Genomic DNA, 20,926 nt, shown 5'->3' with positions numbered 1-20,926 from the left:
GTTGGGTTGGCCGCTATATTAATCAGTTTAAACAATGATAAAAGCCGATAAAGCGGCTCATAATTATCGAATTAATAGATTATTTACGTGAGGCAACCCGTGGCGCTGCCGGCTCCAACGACTCCCGCTCACGATCAAACGCCAGGTAATACTTGTTCACGCTATTAACATAGCTGACGCCGCTCATTCCCACCTGCTCCATTGCAATGCGCTCGACCTGGAAAAACCATTGGTTTGGGTTAAGCCCCCGCCGCCGCGCCTCGGCACGCATTCCCTGGACCCGCTCGGGCCCCATGTTGTAGGCCGCCAGCACAAACGCCATGCGCTCGCGCTCGTTGAGCTTGGGGCTTGAGAAGAACTTGCGCCGGATCATCGCCAGGTACCGCGCGCCCGCCTGCACATTGCTGTCCAGGCTTTCGATGTTGTTCACCCCGACCCGCTGCGCCGCCGATGGCGTGATCTGCATCAGCCCGGTGGGGCCGCCGCTGCTGCGAGCGCCAGGGTCCAGGGCAGACTCCTTGAACGCCAGCGCGGCCAGGTTCAGCCAGTCCATGCCCTGCTCGCGGGCATGCTTTTGCAGCACCGGGCGCAGTTTTTCCAGGCGCTGGCGGTCGACGCGAGCCAGTGGATAACGTACCTGGTAGAGGCGGCGGTAGATGCGCTGGAACGCCACATCCTGATCGGACGGCGTGCGGTAGGTCTTGAGGAAGCGATCAATACTGGCCCGCAGCATCGAGGCATCCTGGCGCACAAACCAATACTCTTCGCCCGGCTCGCTGATGGTCACTTGCCGGTCGAAACGCAGCTTGGGCAGGATCTTCGCCCAGCGTTCGGCAATCGGCCGCTCGACAATGGTCAGGTGGAAAATCCCGGCCTGTACCATCTCCAGCACGTCCTCTACCGCGAGGCTCGGATCCACCCATTCCACCTTCACCGGCGGCAATTTGTGCAGCGCCAGCTTCTGGTTGACCTGGCTGATCGCATCCGACGCGGCACTGCCCGTGGTCAAGGCCAGCGTGCGCCCGGACAGTTGCTCCAGCCGGGTAAACCGCCGCTCGCCCTTCAGCCCCACCAGCCATAACGGCACGTTGCTGGCGATCGGGTCGCTGGTGGCAATCTTGTGGGCGGCCTTCACATCCAGCAATTCGCCGGGTGCCACCAGGTCGCCCTCGCCACGGGCCAATGCGCCAATCAGCTGATCCTTGGCCTTGGGAATAATCTTGAGGTTGATTTCCTCGCCGTCACGGGCGTGACCGTTGAGGTATTGCTCGAAAGCGCGCAGGCGATGGTATTCAACACCGATGGCCTGGCCCTGGACTTCGCCGGAACTGTTGCGGCTCTGGTTGACCAATACCCGCAAGGTGCGGCTGCTGCGGATTTCCGCAAGGTCGCGGACCTTGCCGGGCCGGGTCACTTCCAGCGGCCCGTCCAGACGCGCAACCGCCGCCATGGGCAGCAGTAACGTCAGGCACAACACAAGCAACGCCGAGGGTCGGATCATCCGCTCTCCGGAAGAAAGAATACTGCCCATTGCTTCGCGAAAAACGAGGCGTTGGGGGACAGAAACAGAGCGCCATGAGCGCAGGCTTTGGGCGCAAGGGTGGCACGGCAGATGGCGACAAACCAAACACGGTGTTACTTGCGACTTTCAAAGACAGCTTTAACTCGTTGTAGTTCTTGGCTTTTCTTATAAATCTACAGCTCTGATATGCTTTCCGACCGCAGGCGGAGGTAGCACCATGCAACTCATTGATATCGGCGTCAACCTGACCAACCCAAGTTTCGACGAAAAGCACCAGGCCGTTCTCGACCGTGCCTACGCCGCCGGGGTGAGCCAATTGGTGCTCACCGGTACCAGTGTCGACGGCAGCGAACAGGCCCTGGAGCTGTGCCAGCAACTGGACGAAAGTGGCCAACGCCTGTTCGCCACCGCCGGCATTCACCCCCACTCTGCCAGTGACTGGAACGCCGAAAGCGCCAGGCGCCTGCGCGGCCTGCTCAAGGAAAGTCGCGTGCGTGCGGTGGGTGAATGCGGGCTGGATTTCAACCGGGATTTCTCGCCGCGCCCCCAGCAGGAAAAAGTCCTCGAAGAACACCTGGCCCTGGCCGTGGAGTTGAAGCTCCCGGTATTCCTCCACGAACGTGACGCCAACCAGCGCCTGCTGGAAATCCTGCGGGACTACCGCGATCACCTGTCGGCCGCCGTGGTGCACTGCTTCACCGGCGAGCAGCGGGCGCTGTTCAGCTACCTCGACCTGGACCTGCATATCGGCATCACCGGCTGGATCTGTGACGAGCGCCGTGGGACGCACCTGCATCCGCTGGTCAGGGAAATCCCCCGGGGCCGCCTGATGCTGGAAAGCGACGCGCCCTACCTGCTGCCTCGCACCCTGCGGCCCAAGCCGAAAAACGGTCGCAACGAACCCGCCTATTTACCGGAAGTCCTACGGGAGGTCGCGTTGCACCGCGAAGAAACCGTGGAAGACCTGGCGCAACACAGCACCGCCTGTGCCCGCGCCTTTTTTGGATTGCCTGTGCCGGATTGACGCGGCGCATTGACCCATATCAAAACCCGGCATCCCGATAGCGGCAAAATAATGGCACCTTGCCAATGCTGTTTCCGCTATCAGAGAAAACCTTCCATGGGTGCCTGGCTTAGCAACATCTCGCTGAAGTACAAATTCTGGGCCGTGAACGCGGTCGCCTTCATCACCACCCTGCTGCTGGTGTTGTACGCCGTGCAGCTCGAACAACAGGCCCGCAGCCAGGCCTCACAGGCGTCGGCGCAAGCCCAGGGGCGCTTGCTCGGTGCCTGGCCCGCCGGCCAGCCACTGCCCAAGGGCGAGCACTGGCTGACGTTTGCCAGGGGCAAAGTCCCACAACTGGGCGACGAAGATCTGTCAGCCCTGGCCAACGCCAGTGGCTGGGTGGATTTCAATCACATGCCACTGCTCGGCAAAAACCCGCTGATGGGCACCGAAGTAATCAGCCGTGCCGACGGTCAACAGGTCGCCGTGCTGGCCTACGGGCCCAGCTTGAGCCAAGTGTTCGAAGAACGCTTCGCCAACTACGCCGTAGCGGTGATGATTCTGATGCTGGCCATGCTCGGCGCCTCACAGCTGCTGATCCGCTTTCTCCTCAGCCAGCTCAACACCTTGAAAGACGTGATGCTGCACGTCGAGAAAACCGGCGACCTCTCGGCCCGCGTCCCCCTGGCCTGCAAGGATGAAGTCGGGCAGATGGCCAGCGCCTTCAACGCGATGCAGGCGGGTTATCAACGGGTGGTCAACACGGTTGCGCGCACCGCCAGGCAACTGGACGACGGCGCCGCACGCCTGGCCAGCAGCATGAACGAGGTGCAGCACGGCATGCTCGGCCAGCAAAGCGAAACCGACCAGGCCGCCACGGCGATCAACGAGATGACCGCCACCGTCTACCACATCGCCCAGCACGCCGGCGCCACCCGCGACCTGTCCCAGACGGCTGACACTCTCGCCGGCAGCGGCCAGGAAGTGGTCAGCCGGGTACAGCGCTCGATTGCCGGGCTGTCCACCGGCGTGCAGCAGACCGCCGAAATGATCCAGAAGCTGGCCGAGGACAGCCAGAAAATCAACGGCGTGGTCGGGGTGATTCACAGCATTGCCGAACAGACCAACCTGCTGGCCCTCAACGCCGCCATCGAAGCCGCCCGCGCCGGCGAAATGGGCCGGGGTTTTGCCGTGGTCGCCGACGAAGTGCGCAACCTGGCCAAGCGGGTGCAAAGCTCCACCGATGAAATCACCCGCATGGTGTCCGCCCTGCAAGCCGGCACCCGGGACGCGGTGGACTTCATGCAGGAAAGCTCGTTCAAGGCCGACGACTGTGTGCAACAGGCTCAAGAAGCCGGGATTGCCCTCGCCGAGATCACCGGCGCGGTGGCGCAGATGCGCGAGAGCAACACGCAGATTGCCGTGGCTGCCGAGCAGCAAAGCCATGTGGCCGAGGAAATGAACCGAGCGGTGGTGAGCATTCGGGACGTCACCGAAAACACCGTGCAGCAGACAGTAGACTCGGCGACCACCAGCAATGAGCTGGCAACCCTGGCCGGGGAACTGAGCAAGGCCATCGGCCAGTTGCGGCTTTAACCCCTGAAGAGATGGCTATGGCCCCCATAGCCATCCTTGATTCGCGGCCCCACCCTGCCCGACCTAAACTCTGCTCAAGATGTTTCAACGGACAGAGGAATCACGATCATGGGCAAACGTCATCCGAATATCCCCGCCTGGCAATGGCGCACCCACCCGCAAAATCACCAGCACGGGACCAATCAAGTGTTGCAGCTGATTGCGCTGCCACTCCTGGTCATCGGTTTTCTGTTGATGGCATCGGGCGTGTTCAGCGAGAACCTGGCGAGTGCCGCCATCGGTATCGTCGGCATTCTGGCAGCCCTTGGATTGCAGCATCACGGTCGCCGCCTGGAGGCACGCGGCAGCGACGCCTCCAGCGATCAACACTTGCTGGTCTGAGGACTCAGGCGAACACCACCACCGACTGGCGGCTGATAGCGATCAACTGGCCGTCGGGGCTCCACAACTGCGCAGCCGCATGGCCATAGCCATCGCGGGCGTGCTCGATGTGGACCAGGTATTGGCACCAGTCCAGGGTGCTCAGGTTTTGCAGCGGTTGGACAAATTCGATGGTCCAAGTCAGGGTGCTGCCGGCCGCCGGTTGTTTCAGGTGCGGCAACACCGACGGTGGCCACGCATCCACCAGCGCGAGGATGTGCGCTTCGGTCAGCGGCTCTTCCTTTACATCGCCACGCAAGCGCACCCAGCCGCCCATCTCCCGGGATGTATTGCCGGTGAACGGCAGGCCACCGACGCTCCAGCGCATCGCCAGGTGGCGCATGAACTCCGGCGTCACGCCTTTGATGTAGGGCAACTCCTGGCATTCATCCCAATGCTTGAAGGTGGGCGCCGGTTCGGCGGCGACGTCAATCTGCGAAGGCCGTGATGCGCCAAAACTGGCCTGCACCAGGGTCATCGTTTCACCGTTCTGCACCACACGTCCCAGCACTTGGCTGACGGCCTTGCCTTCGCGCAACACTTCGACCTCGTAGCGGGCCGGCACATCCGGCGCCACCGGCCCCACAAAGGTGATCGCCAGTGAGCGCAACGGGCGATCCGCCGGGACTTTCGCCCGCAAGGCCTCGTACTCCAACGCCGCAACCAGCCCGCCAAAGCTGGCGCGGCCCTGGGCCCATTCGGCCGGGATCGAAACGTCCAACGGGTGGCTGCGGGCAGCGTCGAGTAAATCACTAAAGCGCATGGCGGTCTCAACTTGAAAAAGGAGTTGAGGGATCTTAACCAGCCGGCCTACACCATGCAGCGCCTATTCCGGCCAAAATCCCGGACAGATAGGTCGCAGGGTCAAGCGAAGCAGTCGGCGTTCAACTTATCCAAAACCCGATCCGCCTGCCCTTCCGCCTCGGCCATGGTGCGGTGCCAACCAGGCACGCACGGCTGCAAATCGGGCTCGTGCCCGGCTTGCGCCAGCCATTGCCAGCAATCGTGCCAATCACCCAGGGCGCCCTGGGCCGCCTTGAGACGCGATATGGCTTTGGGCGGTAGCTTGTTCAGCTCGGGATAAGCCTCGGCCGCATAACGCACGCGCTTGATCAACAGGCGCAGGCGATGACGGTCGTGGTTGGGGTCGTGCAGCGCTTCGCCGAGCTTCTTCCATTGCTTGGCCAGGCGTTTTTCAATGCGCGTGCGCAGGCCCTTGAGCAATTTCTGCCGTTGGGAGGCGCGGATAAAGCGGGGGAATGCTTCGAGGATCAACAGCAGTTGCGCCAGATCAGGCCCTTGTGCAACCGAGCGGTAGGTGGCCGGCTGCTGCCGGATACGCCGCTCGGCCGCCTCATGATGGCCGTGTTGGTGGAGGTACGCCGCCAGCACTTCGCGGTCGCGAAATGGCGTGGTCAGTTGGCCGACGGCACTGGCGGCCGCCTCGAGCTGCTCGACACCGGGCAACCCGCGCAATGGCCGCAACAGGCTGCGCAAGCGCCGCACCGTGGTACGCAGATCATGCAGGGCCTCGTCGTCCGTGACGGCGGCGAGGCGCGCCTGGCAGCTCAGTAACCCAACTTCCAGGCCGATGACCTGAGCGACTAGCTGATCGACCAAGGCTGACATCCTTTCCTCCTCAATGATTAAACCTTCGGGCTTGAGGCCGCCGACGCAGCCTCGTTGCACTCGACAGCTGCTACGCGGGGTTAGCGCCCTGCGCGCGACTCACGAATATAGAAGCGGGCTTTCTCGGCCTTGGTCGAGCAGCCTTCGAAGGCTTCGAACTGCTGCTGGGTCTTGGCGCCAGTCAACAACGACAGAGCCTTGGAGTAACTCACGGTGCCGGCGAAACCTTCGGCCTTGGCCAGGTCCAGCTCGTGCCACGCAGCGTCCAGTTGCGTGCCGCAGCTGTCGCGATAAGCGGTTTTCCCGGCACAACCGGCCAGGGCCAACACGATCACAGGCACACACATCCAGGCTTTCATCAAATGACACCTCAAGAAAAGAAAAAACAGTCACAGGTGTAGACGTTGCCTACACCGAAAAGTGCCTTATCCGACTGCCTGAATCCGCAGTCCCGATTGCCAGAGCATACCCGAGCGTGGTGGCCCGCTCGCGAAAATAATCGGTTGTGACAGTGATGATTGAAGCGCGCCCCTCGATGGGTGCATTGTGGTCACCTGTTTTGCGAAGGATCAGGTCATGAAGAAACGTGTTGCATTGGTGCTGGGCTCCGGCGGCGCCCGGGGCTACGCCCATATCGGCGTGATCGAGGAAATCGAAAAACGCGGCTACGACATCGCCTGCATTGCCGGTTGCTCCATGGGCGCCGTGGTGGGTGGGATCTATGCCGCGGGCAAGCTGGAAGAGTACCGAAACTGGATCGAAAGCCTCGACTACCTGGACGTACTGCGCCTGGTAGACGTGAGCTTTCGCCTGGGGGCGATCCGTGGCGAGAAGGTGTTCGGGCAGATCCGCAAGATCGTCGGCGAGATCAATATCGAAGACCTGCGCATTCCCTACACCGCCGTGGCCACGGACCTGACCAACCAGCAGGAAATCTGGTTCCAGGAAGGCTGCCTGCGCCAGGCCATGCGGGCCTCGGCGGCGATTCCCAGCCTGTTCACCCCGGTGATGCAGGGCAATCGCATGCTGGTGGACGGCGGCTTGCTGAACCCTCTGCCGATCGTGCCGGTGGTGTCGAGCCACTGCGACCTGATCATTGCGGTCAACCTCAACTCCACCAACCAGAAGCACTACAAGCTTCCGGTGATCCAGCGTCCGCCGGCGTTCAGGAGCCGCTTCGACAACCTGGTGCGTTCACTGGGTTCGCACTTGCCGTTTCGGCGCAAGCAGGCCGAGCAGTTGTTGATGCTGGAACAGGAAGCGCTGCTGGCCCAGGCTGCCGACATCAACCCGTGGCTGGACTCTGCCGAACCCGAGGCGCAACAACCGGCGGCGGCACCGGAAAAGGCCGGGGCGCCAAAGTCGGCGACCGGCTCGTTCATCATCGATAACGTGGGGCCTGCATCGCTGCTGGATTTGATCAACCAGAGCTTTGAGGTGATGCAGACGTCATTGGCGCAGTACAAGATCGCCGGGTATCCGCCGGATATTCTGATCAACGTGCCAAAGCGCGTGTGCCGGTTTTTCGAGTTTTACAAAGCGCCGGAGTTGATCGCGCTGGGGCGGGAGATCGCGAGCGATACGCTGGATCGTTACGAGAGCGAGCAACACTGAGGTTTGATAAGCAGGGCTTGTGTGGCGAGGGAGCTTGCTCCCGCTGGAGTGCGAAGCRCTCCCAGGATTCTGGGGCTGCTGCGCAGCCCAGCGGGAGCAAGCTCCCTCGCCACAGGTGAGCTAACGCTTCAGGCTTCGGTGTTCAATAGCCGATACCCAACACCGGCCTCAGTCACGATAAACCGTGGTTGGGTCGGATCATCCGCCAGTTTCTGGCGCAGATGCCCCACCACAATCCGCAGGTAATGGCTGTCTTCGGTATGGGTCGGGCCCCAGATATCCTTGAGCAGTTGCTGCTGGGTGATCACCCGCCCGGGATGCCGCGCCAGTTGCGCCAGTACCGCGTATTCCTTGCGGGTCAGCGCCACTTCGACACCGTCCAGCAGCACCCGCCGATAAGCCAGGTCTACCGTCAGCGGGCCAAAACGTAGTGCCGCTTCCTGGGCCTCCCCCGCCGGCGCCTGGCGCAACAACGCCCGCACCCGTGCAAGAAACTCCTGGATGCCAAATGGCTTGGTCACATAGTCATTGGCGCCGTTGTCCAGCGCCTCGACTTTTTGCACTTCACTGGCTCGCACCGACAACACCAGTACCGGTACCGTGGACCACTCACGAAACTCGCGCAGCACCTGCTGGCCGTCCATGTCCGGCAGGCCGAGGTCAAGCACCAGCAGGTCCGGTTTACTCAAGGCGGCCTGCGCCAGGCCTTCGTTGCCGGTGCCGGCCTCGATCACTTTGTAGCCCTGGGAGGCCAGGCTGATACGCAAGAACTTGCGGATCTGCGGTTCGTCGTCAATGACCAAAATCGTCGCAGTCTGGCTCATGGTGTCCAATCAAAATCCGTGAAGAAAAGAGGGTAGCTCAAGGTTCGCTTTCCAGGCCAGGCTGGGCCTGCAATGGCAGGAATAAAGTGATGCAGGTGCCACGGCCGTCAATGCCGTCGGCCACGCTGATATGCCCGCCGTGGGCGCCGACCATGCCCTGGCAGATCGCCAGGCCGAGCCCGGTGCCCTGCCCGCCGCGATCCCCCCTGGCGGCGGTGTAGAACATATCGAAAATCTTCGCCCGCTCCTCCTCGGGAATCCCCGGTCCCTCATCGGCAACAGCAAAAAACAACTGGTTATCCTGCACGCCCGCGCTGAGTTTCAGCCGGCCTTGTGGCGGCGAGAAGCGTGCGGCATTTTCCAGTACGTTGACCAGTGCTTGCTCGATCAACGCGGCATGCACGTAGAGCAGCGGCAGCTCGGGCGGCACGTCGGTGATCACCTGCAGCGGCGCCAATACCGCACGCAAGCGGCCCAGGGAGCTGCCGACGATATCGCCGGGTGACACCCAGTCCCGCGCCAGCTTCAGGGCGCCGTGACCCAGGCGAGTCATGTCCAGCAGGTTCTGGATGTAGCGATCCAGGCGCTCAGCCTCATCGCGAGTGCCTTCCAGCAGCTCCCGGCGATCTTCCAGGGGAATCGCCTCGCCGAGGGCCAGCAGGCTGTCGATGCTGCCACGCATGGAGGTCAGCGGTGTGCGCAAATCGTGAGACACCGAAGCCAGCAAGGCGCTGCGCAATTGCTCGGTTTCACCGTGCAGGCGTGCCGCTTCCAGTTCCTGGCCGAGCTGCGCACGGGCCAGGGCCTGGGCCAATGGCTGGCTCAAGGCCGTGAGCAGGCGACGACGTTGGCCGCTCAGTTCAAGCCCGGCCTTCGGGCTGACCCCCAGCAGACCCAACGGACCTTCTTCGCTGGACAACGGCCACCACCACCAGCGCCCGAACGGCAAGGTGCCGGTGCCCATGCCGGCCGGCTGATCGTGCTGCCAGGCCCAGTCGGCGGCGGCGCGTTCGGCTTCGGTAAAGGTGATCGGGCCACCGGTCTCGACCTTCCAGTCGCCCTGCCCGTCGCGGTTGAGCAGGCACAATTGCAGGTCGCTCCAGCCTTCCAGATGATGCGCGGCGGCACTGATCACTGCCTGGCGATCGGTGGCGGCGGTGAGTTTGCGGGACAGGTCGAGCAGCTCGGTGGTTTCTTCCTGGGTATCGCGCAGCGCCTGCAACTGCCGGCGCTGGCGTGCAGCGAGATTACCGGTGAGCGCCGCCATCAGCAGGAAGAACAACAGCGTCAGCACGTCTTCTTCACGCTGGATCGCGAACGAGAAATTCGGCGGGATGAACAGGAAGTCGTAGCTCAGGAATGACAGCGCCGCACACGCCAGCGCCGGCCCCAGGCTACTGCGCACCGCCACCAGCAATACGGCGGCGAGGAACACCAGCGAGATATTCGGCAACGGCAAGGCACTGGCGACACCCCATGCGACTGCGGCCGCGATCACGGTCGCCACCACCGCCAGGGCATAGTCAAACCACACCAGCCCACGCACATCCGGCAGGCGTGGCGGAGCCGGCACTTCGTCACTGTCGAGGACGTTGATTTCCAGGCCCCGGGCATTGCGCAACAAACGCGACGCCAGGCCACCACCAAACACGGTGCGATGCCAGCGCGGCCGGGACTGCCCCACCAGAATCAAGCTGGCGCGACGCTCGGCGGCGTGCTGGATCAGGGTCTTGGCCACCTCCCCCGCTCGCAGCAACACCACTTCACCGCCAAGACGCTCGGCCAGTTGCTGGGCGTTTTGCAGACGCAGGCGCGATTGTTCATCGCGCACCCGGCCGTTATCCACATGCACCAGGCTCCACGGCAAATGCCGACGCTGGGCTACGCGGCTGGCATGACGCACCAGGCGTTCGGCCTGGGCATCGCCGTCCACGCCCACCAGCAAGCGGCCACGCACAGCCGGTGCGGCCTGGCCCAATTGGCGATAACCCTGGGCCAGGTCATCGTCGACATGGGCCGCGGCGGTTTGCATCGCCAGCTCGCGCAGGGCCATGAGGTTGGTCTGGGTGAAGAAGGCATCGATGGCAGCACGGGCCTGTTCCGGCACGTAGACCTTGCCGTCCCGCAGGCGCTCCAGCAGTTCCCGGGATGGCAGGTCGATCAGCAGCAGTTCATCGGCTTCCTGCAAGACCCAGTCGGGCAAGGTCTCGCGCACTTGCACGCCGGTAATGCCGCGCACCTGGTCGTTGAGGCTTTCCAGGTGCTGGACGTTGACCGTGGTGAAGACGTTGATGCCCGCCGAGAGCAATTCCTGAATGTCTTGCCAGCGTTTTTCGTGGCGGCTGCCGGGGGCGTTGCTGTGGGCCAGTTCGTCCACCAGCACCAGTTTGGGCTTGGCGGCGAGCAGGCCGTCGAGGTCCATTTCCTCCAGCATCACGCCGCGGTATTCGGAACGCAGCAGCGGCTGTTGTGGCAAGCCGCTGAGCAAGGCTTCGGTCTCGGCGCGGCCGTGGGTTTCCACCACGCCGGCGATCAGCCGCACGCCCTGGCGCAGCTGGGTGTGGGCAGCCTGGAGCATGGCGTAGGTCTTGCCCACGCCGGGCGCGGCGCCGAGGAAGACTTTGAGCCGGCCACGGCCGTCCCGGGGTAGATCGGCTAACAGGGCATCGGCGCGGCCGGAGTCGCTCATGCGGGCGGTCTTCCTTCAGGTGTTGATGTGGGTTTCTTGAGTCCGCCTTCGCGAGCAAGCCCGCTCCCACATTTGACCGCATTCCAAAGGTGAAACTCAGTCGAATGTGGGAGCGGGCTTGCTCGCGAAAGCGGCGCCACGGCTTACAGTTTTTCCAAGGCCATGTTCAACGCCAGCACGTTCACCACCGGCGGCCCCACCAGCGGGCTTTCGATGTGCTCGTCCATCAAGCGCTGCAGGGTCGCCACCGGCAGATTACGCGCGGCAGCTACCCGGGCCAGTTGATAGGCAATTGCCTGCGGTGGCAAGTGTGGATCAAGACCGCTGCCGGAGGTAGTCAGCAATGCCATCGGCACCGGTCCCTGGTCTGGCACCAGCATTTTCCTGGCATCGTCAAATACACGAGTGGCCAGTGCGGGGTTGCTTGGGCCGAGGTTGCTGGCGCTGCTGGAAACCGTAGCAAACGCACCGGCAGATGGCCGTGGGTGGAACCAGCCGTCACCGGTGAAATCCTGGGCAATCAGGCTCGAACCGCGAACCTTGCCGCTGGCATCGTGCACCAGGCTGCCGTTGGCCTGGTCAGGGAACGCGACTTGCGCCACGCCAGTGACAACCAGGGGATAGGCCACACCGGTGATCAGGCTCATCAACACCAGCAGGCTCAGGGCCGGGCGGATTATGTTGGACATTTCAAATTCCTCGATTCGGTTATTGCAACCTGCAGGCACCGGTTTGCCGGCGCCTGCAGGCATCGGGTCAAACCAGGTGCAGCGCGGTCAACAGCATGTCGATCGCCTTGATGCCCACGAACGGCACCACGATCCCGCCCAGGCCGTAGATAAGCAGGTTGCGACGCAGCAACGCCGCCGCACTCGCCGCCTGCACACGTACCCCGCGCAGCGCCAGGGGGATCAGCACCACGATGATCAGCGCGTTGAACACGATGGCCGAGAGGATCGCGCTCTGCGGGCTTTGCAGGTGCATCACGTTGAGCACACCCAGTTGCGGGTAGATCGAGGCGAACAGCGCCGGCAGGATCGCGAAGTACTTGGCCACGTCGTTGGCGATGGAAAAGGTGGTCAGCGCACCACGGGTCACCAGCAATTCCTTGCCGATCTGCACCACGTCCAGCAGCTTGGTCGGGTCGCTGTCGAGGTCGACCATGTTGGCCGCTTCACGGGCGGCTTGCGTGCCGTCGTTCATTGCCATGCCGACGTCAGCCTGGGCCAGCGCCGGGGCGTCGTTGGCGCCGTCGCCGCACATCGCAACCAGGCGACCATCGTTCTGTTCGTGACGAATGCGCGCGAGTTTTTTCTCTGGGGTGGCTTCGGCGAGCACGTCATCCACACCGGCTTCAGCAGCAATCGCGGCGGCGGTCAGCGGGTTGTCGCCAGTCACCATCACGGTGCGGATCCCCAACTTGCGCAGCTCGGCAAAACGTTCGCGGATGCCGGGCTTGACCACGTCCTTGAGGTGAATCGCGCCGAGCAACTTGCCGTCGGCACACACCAGCAATGGCGTGCCGCCGCTCTGGGCGATCTTGTCGATTTCCCGCGACAGCGCCGGTTGCAGGTCGCGGCGTTGCAGGCCAATGAACGCCAACAGCGAATCCACGGCGCCCTTACGGAACACACGGCCCTGGTAGTCGACGCCGGACAGGCGGGTTTCCGCGCTGAACGGTACCGAGGTCAGCTCATCCGTCGACGGCTCGGCTTGTGGGTGCTGGCCGCGCAGGTATTCGACGATGGACTTACCTTCGGCCGTGTCGTCCGCCAGGGATGCCAGCAGCGCGCCCTCGGCCAGTTCCTTGCCGCTGACACCCGGCGCGGCGATCACGTTGGTGCAACGACGGTTACCGAAGGTGATGGTGCCGGTCTTGTCCAGCAGCAGTACGTGCACGTCCCCCGCCGCTTCCACCGCGCGACCGGACTTGGCGATCACGTTCAGACGCACCAGGCGGTCCATGCCGGCAATACCAATGGCCGACAACAGGCCGCCGATGGTGGTCGGAATCAGCGTGACCAGCAGCGCCACCAGGAACACCAGCGGCAGGTTGCCATTGGCGAAGTGGGCGAACGGCTGCAGGGTCACCACCACCAGCAGGAAGATCAGCGTCAGTCCGATCAGCAGGATGTCCAGCGCGATTTCGTTGGGGGTTTTCTGGCGCTTGGCGCCTTCCACCAGGGCGATCATGCGGTCCAGGGTCGACTCGCCCGGGTTGGCGGTGATGCGAATCATCAACCAGTCCGAGACCAGGCGGGTGTTGCCGGTGACGGCCGAGCGGTCGCCGCCGGATTCACGGATAACCGGGGCCGATTCACCGGTGATGGCCGCTTCGTTGACCGCGGCAATCCCTTCGATGACTTCGCCGTCACCCGGGATCATTTCCCCGGCGACCACGCGTACCACATCACCTTTGCGCAGGCTGGTGGCCGGCACGACCTTGAAGCTGCCGTCGGCTTCCTTGCGGCGGGCGCTGAGGCCCTCGCTGCCGGCCTTGAGGCTGTCGGCGCGGGCCTTGCCGCGGCCTTCAGCCAAGGCTTCGGCGAAGTTGGCAAACAGCACGGTGAACCACAGCCACACGGCGATTTGCACGGAGACGTAGGTCGGTACGGCCACCTCCGGCACGAAGCACAGGATGGTGGTGAGGATCGCGGTCAGCTCGACCACCAGCATCACCGGCGAGCGTTGCAGCTGGCGCGGGTCCAGCTTGACGAACGCCTGGACCAGCGCCGGGCGCCACAGGGCCGACATTGCGGTCTTGGCCGGCTCCTGGGTTTTCACCGGAGCCGCGTTTTTTGCAGGCATATTCATTTTCATATCCCCTTAGAAGCCCATGCTCAGATGTTCAGCGATAGGCCCAAGTGCCAGCGTCGGCAGGAAGGTCAGGCCGCCCACCAGCAAAATGGTCACGGTCAACAGGGTCACGAACAGCGGGCCGTGGGTCGGGAAGCTGTTCTGGCCAATCGGTGCGGTCTTCTTCATCGCCAGGCTGCCGGCCAGGGCCAGTACCGGGAGGATGTAACCGAAGCGACCAAGCAACATCGACAGGCTCAACATCAGGTTGTGGAACGCGGTGTTGGCACTGAAGCCGCCAAACGCCGAACCGTTGTTGGCACTGGCCGAGGTGTAGGCGTACAGCAACTGGCTGAAACCGTGGGGGCCAGGGTTACTGATGGCACCGGCCGGGCCAGGCAGGCTGGCGGCGATGGCACCGAGTACCAGGGTGCCGACCGGCATCACCAGCAAGGTCACGACCAGCAACTGCACTTCCTTGGCCTGGAGTTTCTTGCCGAGGTATTCCGGTGTACGGCCAATCATCAAACCGGCGAGGAACACCGCGATCAACACGTTGAGCAACATGCCGTACATGCCGGCACCGACGCCGCCGAAGATCACTTCGCCGACCATCATGTTGACCAGCGACACCATCCCGCTCAGGGGGTTGAGGCTGTCTTGCATACCGTTGACCGAACCGTTGGACGCGGCGGTGGTAGCCACCGACCACAACACGGTGCCAGTGGTGCCGAAGCGCGCTTCCTTACCTTCCTGCGGCGCGGCCTGTTCAACCGCCGGGTTGTTCAGCGCCGGGTTGGGCTGGTATTCGGCCCACATGGCGGTTGCGCCGCCGATGATGAACAAGGCCAGCATGCAACCGAGGATCGCCCGGCTCTGACGCAGATCTTTCACGTAGTGGCCAAAGGTGAACACCAGCGCCACCGGAATCAGGATGATCGCGCCCAGCTCAAACAGGTTGGCCCAGGCAGTCGGGTCTTCGAACGGATGCGCCGAGTTGACACCGAAGAAACCACCACCGTTGGTGCCCAGTTGCTTGATCGCAATCTGGCTGGCAGCCGGGCCCAGTGGGATGACCTGGTCAACGCCCTGCATGGTGACCGCGTTCACATAGTGAGCGAAAGTTTGTGGCACGCCCTGCCAGACCAGGAACAACGCGAACACCAGGCACATCGGCAACAGGCCGTAGAGCGTGGCGCGAGTCATGTCGACCCAGAAATTGCCCAAAGTCTTGGTGGATTTGCGACCGATCCCACGGCACAACGCGACCAGTACGGCGAGGCCGGTGGCGGCACTGACGAAGTTCTGCACGGTGAGGCCGACCATCTGACTGAGGTAGCTCAGGGACGCTTCACCGCTGTAGTTCTGCCAGTTGGTGTTGGTCATGAAACTGATGGCGGTGTTGAACGCCAGGGTCCATTCCTGACCCGGCAATTTCTGCGGGTTCAGCGGCAGGTATTCCTGGAACAGCAGGATCGCGAACAGCAGCACGAAACCGGCAAGGTTGAACGCCAGCAACGCCAGCGCGTATTTCTGCCAGCTCTGTTCCTGGTCTGCATCGACACCCGAAAGGCGATAGCACACGCGCTCGACCGGGCCGAACACCGGCGTGAGCCAGGTTCGCTGCCCTTCCATTACCTTGTAGTAGAACCGCCCCAGGGCCGGTGCCGGAATCAGCACCAAGGCAAAGAAGGCGATGATCAGCCAATAGTCATAACTGTGCATAGCCTGCTCCTAGTTCCGATCCGCGCGTAACAGCGCAACCAGCAGATAAATGAACAGCGCCACAGCCAACAGCAGTGACACCCCGTCCAGAACGCTCATGGAAGTTTCTCCGTCGTGCGGCGACTGCCGCGTGTAGGAGGATTGTCCGCAGGAGTGGCGTAAAGGAACGAGAGCGACGGTATGGGTGGGGCGTAAAGACGGCGTAAAGAGTGGGTTTATGCGGGGTTTACGGGGGGTATGCACTTCAAATGTGGGAGCCGGGCTTGCCCGCGATAGCGTCAGACCAGACACCAACGCCCTTATCTGGTGCAGCGCTTGAAATGATTCAAACGCCAAACCGTTCCCTCGGCGACAGTTCGGCGCCTTTACGACACGGCTTTGGTTAATGGCATGTCCGCTGCAATGCCCTGAAACATTCCAAACCGTTCAGGGAGAGCTACACGATGAACACACAACTCAAACCCACCTTGGGCACTCTGCATTTGTGGGGCATCGCAGTCGGGCTGGTGATTTCCGGAGAGTATTTCGGCTGGAGTTATGGCTGGGGCGTGGCGGGAACATTGGGCTTCCTGGTGACCTCGTTAATGGTCGCCGCCATGTACACCTGCTTTATATTCAGTTTCACCGAGCTGACCACCGCGATTCCTCACGCTGGCGGCCCGTTTGCCTACAGCCGCCGGGCGTTTGGCGAGAAAGGTGGCTTGATTGCCGGGCTGGCGACGCTGATCGAGTTCGTCTTCGCCCCGCCCGCGATCGCCCTGGCCATCGGCGCGTACCTGAACGTGCAGTTTCCGGCCCTCGATCCGAAACATGCGGCCGTCGGCGCCTACATTGTGTTCATGGGCCTGAACATCCTCGGGGTGAAGCTCGCCGCCACCTTTGAATTGGTGGTCTGCGTGCTTGCCGTGGCCGAGTTGCTGGTGTTCATGGGCGTGGTCGCTCCCGCCTTCAGCTTCAGCAACTTCGCCCTCAACGGCTGGGCCGGCTCCGACACCTTCGGCGCACCGGCGATCGCCGGAATGTTTGCGGCCATACCCTTTGCCATCTGGTTCTTCCTCGCCATCGAAGGCGCCGCCATGGCGGCCGAAGAGGCGAAAGATCCCAAGCGCACTATTCCAAAGGCCTACATCAGCGGCATCCTCACCCTGGTGATTCTGGCCATGGGCGTGATGTTCTTTGCCGGTGGCGTGGGTGACTGGCGCGCCCTGTCGAACATCAACGACCCGCTGCCCCAGGCGATGAAAACCGTGGTCGGCGACAGCTCGGGCTGGCTGCACATGCTGGTGTGGATCGGCCTGTTCGGCCTGGTGGCCAGCTTCCACGGGATCATCCTGGGTTACTCCCGCCAATTCTTCGCCCTGGCGCGCGCGGGCTACCTGCCCTCCTTCCTCGCCAAACTGTCGCGCTTCCAGACCCCGCACCGGGCAATCATCGCCGGCGGCATCGTCGGCATCGCCGCCATCTACAGCGACGGGCTGATCAACCTGGGCGGCATGACCCTGACCGCCGCGATGATCACCATGGCGGTGTTCGGTGCCATCGTCATGTACATCATGAGCATGCTCAGCCTGTTCAAACTGCGCAAGACCGAACCGCTGCTGGAGCGGACCTTCCGCGCCCCGGGCTATCCAATCGTGCCGGGGATTGCGCTGGTACTGGCCGTGGTCTGCCTGGTGGCGATGGCGTGGTTCAACGCGCTGATCGGGCTGATCTTCCTGGGCTTCATGGTGGTGGGTTTTGTGTACTTCCAACTGACCGCGCAAGACCGCGCCGATGCACCGGCGGACGCTATGTTGACCGGGCTGTAAGGCTACCGGGGCAGAACGGGCCTACAATGAACTACTAAGAAAGCCCGTTACTCAAAGCAGTCATTACCGTGGGAAATTTCCCCACGGTTTGCTGCCTCAAGGAGAGCCCTATGCCGTGGTATGCCTGGTTGATTTTAGTGGTCGCGATCGGTTCGATCGTCGGTGGTTTGTTGATGCTGCGAGACAGCGCCAACAAGGTTGAATTGACTGATGAACAACGTAAGCGCGTGGCAGAACGCAATGCCCAGGCGGACGCCAAGGATGCGCAGGATCGCTGATCACTTTCGTGTAAATATTCGCTCAGCCTGCTTAAAAACCCTCTGTTTCGCTTTCCCCCTCCCTTCACGCCGCCCGTCTTTTCAAGCTGAATAGACGGCGTCGCGGCACCTCCGCGCGCACTGGAAAACCCCGTTTCATGACTGGCAATCACGTCTGGAAAAACCGCGCGCGAAGCAAAACAATCAACAAAGAGTTTAATTTCTCAAAAAAAGCACTGGTTATTCATACAGTACATTGTTATCGTTTCCTCGTGCTTGAAACCAAGCACTTTCTGCGGCGAATGACCTGCATGGAGCATGCAGAAATCCATTGGCATACCAAATGCTTGGGGATAGCTGCCCAAAACAATCCGCACTCCGCGGTTTTTTTTCTATCGAGGGACACGATGACTGACATGAACGACCGAGCTGCAACCGCAACCAATCTCATCTATTCGAGCGACTCAGGCTTCGACGTTGCTGTGGAGGACTTCCGCCAGGACGATGACACCGGTACTGATTCGAGCACTATCCGCGCTGCACTCGCATGGATCAGCGCCAACGTGCCGGACGGCCAGGGTTCGCGTTTGTATTTCGAAACCGGCCGTACCTATATTTACGACCGCACGGCTGAAATTGACTACATCAACAATCTGGTTATCGATCTGAACGGCGCGACTCTCATGCGCGCAGATGCATCGGTCACCACCGCCAGACTAGCCACAGACACCAGCGTAAGCAGCAATACAATCGTGCTGGATGCCGTGCCCGACAGTTGGTACGTCAACGATACCGTGACAGCGTTTGTTGGCTCAGGGGATCAAGACACCAGCCGAAGCCCCATGCGTATCACTGCAATCGACCCGAATACGAATACAGTGACCCTGGCTGCCGGCTTTGGTCCCTTCGGTAACACGACCCAAACCATCCCTGCTGGATCGTGGGTTGGTAAAAGCTTCCAATGCTTCCTCGGCCGTCCGTCTACCGAAGAAGGCGGCAAGCTGCGCCCGGGCATCAACTACAACGTGCAGATCATCAACGGCTCCGTCGATGGCAACAGCGCCAATCAACTCAACAACTCCTGGCGCTTCGCCATGGAGATCTATATCAACGGCCGCTCTTCGGGGATCCGTGGCGTACGGTTTGCCAACACCACAGGCGAATGCATCGTCGGTCATGGCCTGCGGGTAGAAAGTTGCGAGTTTCGCAACCTCTCGGGCTCGGCCTTTCATACAAGCCGCCACGACGATACAGACGCAGTTGGAAGTGCCTCCTGGTTCATCAACAACTATGTTGAGAGCGTGTGCCTGGCGGGTAACCAGGCAAATGGTCACTCCGAGGGTGCAGTAACGTTTTCATGGGGCGCCGGGCGCCTGATTGTCACCGGTAACGAATTCAGGAACGGCAATGAGAGCGTGCTGGGGGGCTTTGGCCCTTCCTCCGGCGAAGCAATGCCGGATAAGTGGATCATTTTCAGCGATAACATTGCCACGAGCTTCAAGGCACTGTTCTGGGGACTGTTTCCGCCGCTCGAAGGTGTCGTGATCAGTAACAACGTTCTGGTGGACTGCAACGACAACAGTGCTCAACTGAACAAGCTTTTTGACTCGGAAACTTCCTCGGTAGGCGGTAACGTCGCTGTCGGGAATACCGTACTGGGCGGTTCGTTCCGCGCGACCAATGCGACGTTCGGTGTCGAGCCGACCAATACCATCAGTCAAGTCAAGGTCTGGGCACGCGGGCGCAAGTTGCGGACCGACTATTCGAGCTTGTCCGACTGCACCGCAGTGGTAGAGGCCAGCACTGCAATCATGGCGCTTATCAGTGCCGATACGACGGGCTCTGTAGTGGCATTCCACTCGGCATCCGGTAATCGTTCCGGTTCCTTCTTCATCCAATGGCTGCCGTCTCAGAAAAAGCTGCAACTGTTGGGTAACGAATCAGGCGCTCGTGTCGAGTTCGCTACGCCGGTAGCGATGCCTGGCCAAGTCAACATGACATTGCGTACATTCAACGATAATACGGCTGCAAAAGCCGCAGGTTTGGTGGCGGGAGACCTCTACAAACTGGCGAGTGGCGCAGTTTTCAGCGTGATCTGATCAAGGAAAGCCCTTCACTGAAGGGCTTTTTTATTTCCAACCCGCCTTGGCGATATGCAGCAGTATTCTCCCCTATAGACAGCACGCTCAAGCTGGCTCCAGCATTCGAGCAACGCCTGTGGCGATCACTAAATCCCACACCGAACAGGCCAGCCTGGACCTTCCAGGCATGCACGGTACGAATCAGCGCGTCGAACTTTTCGATCAACGACATGCCAGGGTGCAGATAACTGCCGACGATATCGGCGCGCGACTCCAAGACATTCGATCAGCCAGTCAGCAATTTTGTAACGAGATGCCCCTTTGCCTGCATGAGCTTGGCTAATATGGCGCAATGTTTCGGAGGCTGTTCTATGCGCTACTCGGCAAATCACAAAGCTCAAACCCATCGGCGCATCATCAAGGAGGCTTCCGTACGTTTTCGCCGCGATGGTATCGGGGCTACCGGCCTGCAACCGCTGATGAAAGCCTTGAGTCTGACGCATGGCGGATTCTATGCGCATTTCAAATCCAAAGATGAGCTGGTGGAAAAGGCCCTGCAAGCTGCGGCCGCTCAACTGGATGAACACTGCGAACAGCTGTTCAGCCAGGAACGCCCCCTTGAAGCGTTCATCGACAACTATCTTTCGCAGTGGCACCAGACCTCACCGCATGAAGGGTGCCCGTTGACAACCATGTGCCCTGAGCTAGGACTGCGGGGTCAGCAAAGCCCGACCACTGATGCAGTACTTGGCGCACGGTTGAAGCAGGTGCAAGCCGCACTGGGGCGGCCGGATGCCAATGAGCAAGGCCTGCTGATGATGTCGACTCTGGTGGGAGCACTGGTGCTGGCGCGCAGCGTGGAGAGCGCCGAGCTGGCAGCGCAGATCCTGGAGGTAGTACGTGGCAATCTGAAAAAACAGATCGCACAAAATTGAAGAGGCCGGTCAATGACCGGCCTC

At 61.7% G+C, this 20,926-nt stretch carries 17 protein-coding genes and 1 pseudogene; 8 read left to right on the top strand and 10 right to left on the bottom strand.

All coding sequences use genetic code 11. The features are described from left to right. Positions 1-79 precede the first annotated feature (79 nt). A complete protein-coding gene (locus JV201_RS08605) occupies positions 80-1,501 on the bottom strand; it encodes a transglycosylase SLT domain-containing protein (protein WP_219406744.1) in 1,422 nt (473 codons plus the stop codon). A 238-nt stretch (positions 1,502-1,739) separates the two neighbouring features. Between JV201_RS08605 and JV201_RS08600 the strand changes: the two genes are divergently transcribed. The 3 genes and pseudogenes from JV201_RS08600 to JV201_RS08590 form a co-directional block, all read left to right on the top strand. Continuing rightward, the gene (locus tag JV201_RS08600) at positions 1,740-2,546 is read left to right on the top strand and encodes a TatD family hydrolase (protein WP_003218739.1); all 807 of its coding nucleotides are present in this window, start codon (positions 1,740-1,742) and stop codon (positions 2,544-2,546) included. 96 nt (positions 2,547-2,642) lie between these two features. Next, positions 2,643-4,124, top strand: a complete 1,482-nt coding sequence (locus JV201_RS08595) for a methyl-accepting chemotaxis protein (protein WP_219406743.1) — start codon at positions 2,643-2,645, stop codon at positions 4,122-4,124. A 108-nt stretch (positions 4,125-4,232) separates the two neighbouring features. Next, positions 4,233-4,490, top strand: a pseudogene (locus JV201_RS08590) (terminase); the annotation flags it as partial. A gap of 19 nt (positions 4,491-4,509) precedes the next feature. Here the strand turns inward: JV201_RS08590 and JV201_RS08585 are convergent. The 3 genes from JV201_RS08585 to JV201_RS08575 form a co-directional block, all read right to left on the bottom strand. Then, positions 4,510-5,307 (bottom strand): acyl-CoA thioesterase II, encoded by a 798-nt coding sequence (locus tag JV201_RS08585; protein ID WP_008437738.1) that lies wholly within the window; start codon positions 5,305-5,307, stop codon positions 4,510-4,512. A 101-nt stretch (positions 5,308-5,408) separates the two neighbouring features. Further along, entirely contained in the window at positions 5,409-6,173 is a 765-nt protein-coding gene (locus tag JV201_RS08580; RefSeq protein WP_102368434.1) for a CHAD domain-containing protein, read from the bottom strand. Between the two features lie 80 nt (positions 6,174-6,253). Continuing rightward, positions 6,254-6,532 (bottom strand): hypothetical protein, encoded by a 279-nt coding sequence (locus JV201_RS08575; protein WP_003218744.1) that lies wholly within the window; start codon positions 6,530-6,532, stop codon positions 6,254-6,256. Between the two features lie 217 nt (positions 6,533-6,749). Here JV201_RS08575 and JV201_RS08570 point away from each other — a divergent pair, with 217 nt between their 5' ends. After that, the gene (locus JV201_RS08570; protein ID WP_219406742.1) at positions 6,750-7,787 is read left to right on the top strand and encodes a patatin-like phospholipase family protein; all 1,038 of its coding nucleotides are present in this window, start codon (positions 6,750-6,752) and stop codon (positions 7,785-7,787) included. A 128-nt stretch (positions 7,788-7,915) separates the two neighbouring features. On the opposite strand, the gene JV201_RS08565 is transcribed toward JV201_RS08570, so the two are convergent. From JV201_RS08565 to kdpF, 6 genes are all read right to left on the bottom strand, one after another. Next, the gene (locus JV201_RS08565) at positions 7,916-8,611 is read right to left on the bottom strand and encodes a response regulator (protein WP_003218747.1); all 696 of its coding nucleotides are present in this window, start codon (positions 8,609-8,611) and stop codon (positions 7,916-7,918) included. Positions 8,612-8,648: 37 nt separating this feature from the next. Further along, complete coding sequence (locus JV201_RS08560) at positions 8,649-11,300, bottom strand: sensor histidine kinase KdpD (RefSeq protein WP_177050910.1); 2,652 nt, start codon at positions 11,298-11,300, stop codon at positions 8,649-8,651. 143 nt (positions 11,301-11,443) lie between these two features. Further along, positions 11,444-11,989 carry a potassium-transporting ATPase subunit KdpC gene (gene kdpC / locus JV201_RS08555; protein WP_087693688.1) on the bottom strand — a complete coding sequence of 182 codons (546 nt, stop codon included), beginning with the start codon at positions 11,987-11,989 and terminating at the stop codon, positions 11,444-11,446. A 67-nt stretch (positions 11,990-12,056) separates the two neighbouring features. Continuing rightward, a complete protein-coding gene (gene kdpB / locus JV201_RS08550; protein WP_003218752.1) occupies positions 12,057-14,114 on the bottom strand; it encodes a potassium-transporting ATPase subunit KdpB in 2,058 nt (685 codons plus the stop codon). A 12-nt stretch (positions 14,115-14,126) separates the two neighbouring features. Beyond that, the gene (gene kdpA, locus JV201_RS08545) at positions 14,127-15,821 is read right to left on the bottom strand and encodes a potassium-transporting ATPase subunit KdpA (RefSeq protein ID WP_177019482.1); all 1,695 of its coding nucleotides are present in this window, start codon (positions 15,819-15,821) and stop codon (positions 14,127-14,129) included. A 9-nt stretch (positions 15,822-15,830) separates the two neighbouring features. Continuing rightward, positions 15,831-15,920 (bottom strand): K(+)-transporting ATPase subunit F, encoded by a 90-nt coding sequence (gene kdpF / locus JV201_RS08540; protein ID WP_003218754.1) that lies wholly within the window; start codon positions 15,918-15,920, stop codon positions 15,831-15,833. A 344-nt stretch (positions 15,921-16,264) separates the two neighbouring features. Here kdpF and eat point away from each other — a divergent pair, with 344 nt between their 5' ends. From eat to JV201_RS08520, 4 genes are all read left to right on the top strand, one after another. Continuing rightward, positions 16,265-17,629: an ethanolamine permease gene (gene eat / locus JV201_RS08535; protein WP_219406741.1), complete on the top strand. Its 1,365-nt coding sequence runs from the start codon at positions 16,265-16,267 to the stop codon at positions 17,627-17,629. A 110-nt stretch (positions 17,630-17,739) separates the two neighbouring features. Next, positions 17,740-17,907 (top strand): DUF2897 family protein, encoded by a 168-nt coding sequence (locus tag JV201_RS08530; protein ID WP_008437727.1) that lies wholly within the window; start codon positions 17,740-17,742, stop codon positions 17,905-17,907. A 137-nt stretch (positions 17,908-18,044) separates the two neighbouring features. Further along, complete coding sequence (locus JV201_RS08525; protein WP_257903295.1) at positions 18,045-19,985, top strand: hypothetical protein; 1,941 nt, start codon at positions 18,045-18,047, stop codon at positions 19,983-19,985. A 353-nt stretch (positions 19,986-20,338) separates the two neighbouring features. After that, on the top strand, positions 20,339-20,902 hold the full coding sequence (locus tag JV201_RS08520) for a TetR/AcrR family transcriptional regulator (protein ID WP_219406740.1): 564 nt from the start codon (positions 20,339-20,341) through the stop codon (positions 20,900-20,902). The last annotated feature ends 24 nt before the right edge of the window (positions 20,903-20,926 follow it).

The sequence above is a fragment of the Pseudomonas sp. Colony2 genome, assembly GCF_019382755.1.
Lineage (GTDB): Bacteria > Pseudomonadota > Gammaproteobacteria > Pseudomonadales > Pseudomonadaceae > Aquipseudomonas.
Note: the sequence above shows the minus strand (reverse complement) of the source record. Positions and strands in the feature narration are given on the sequence as shown.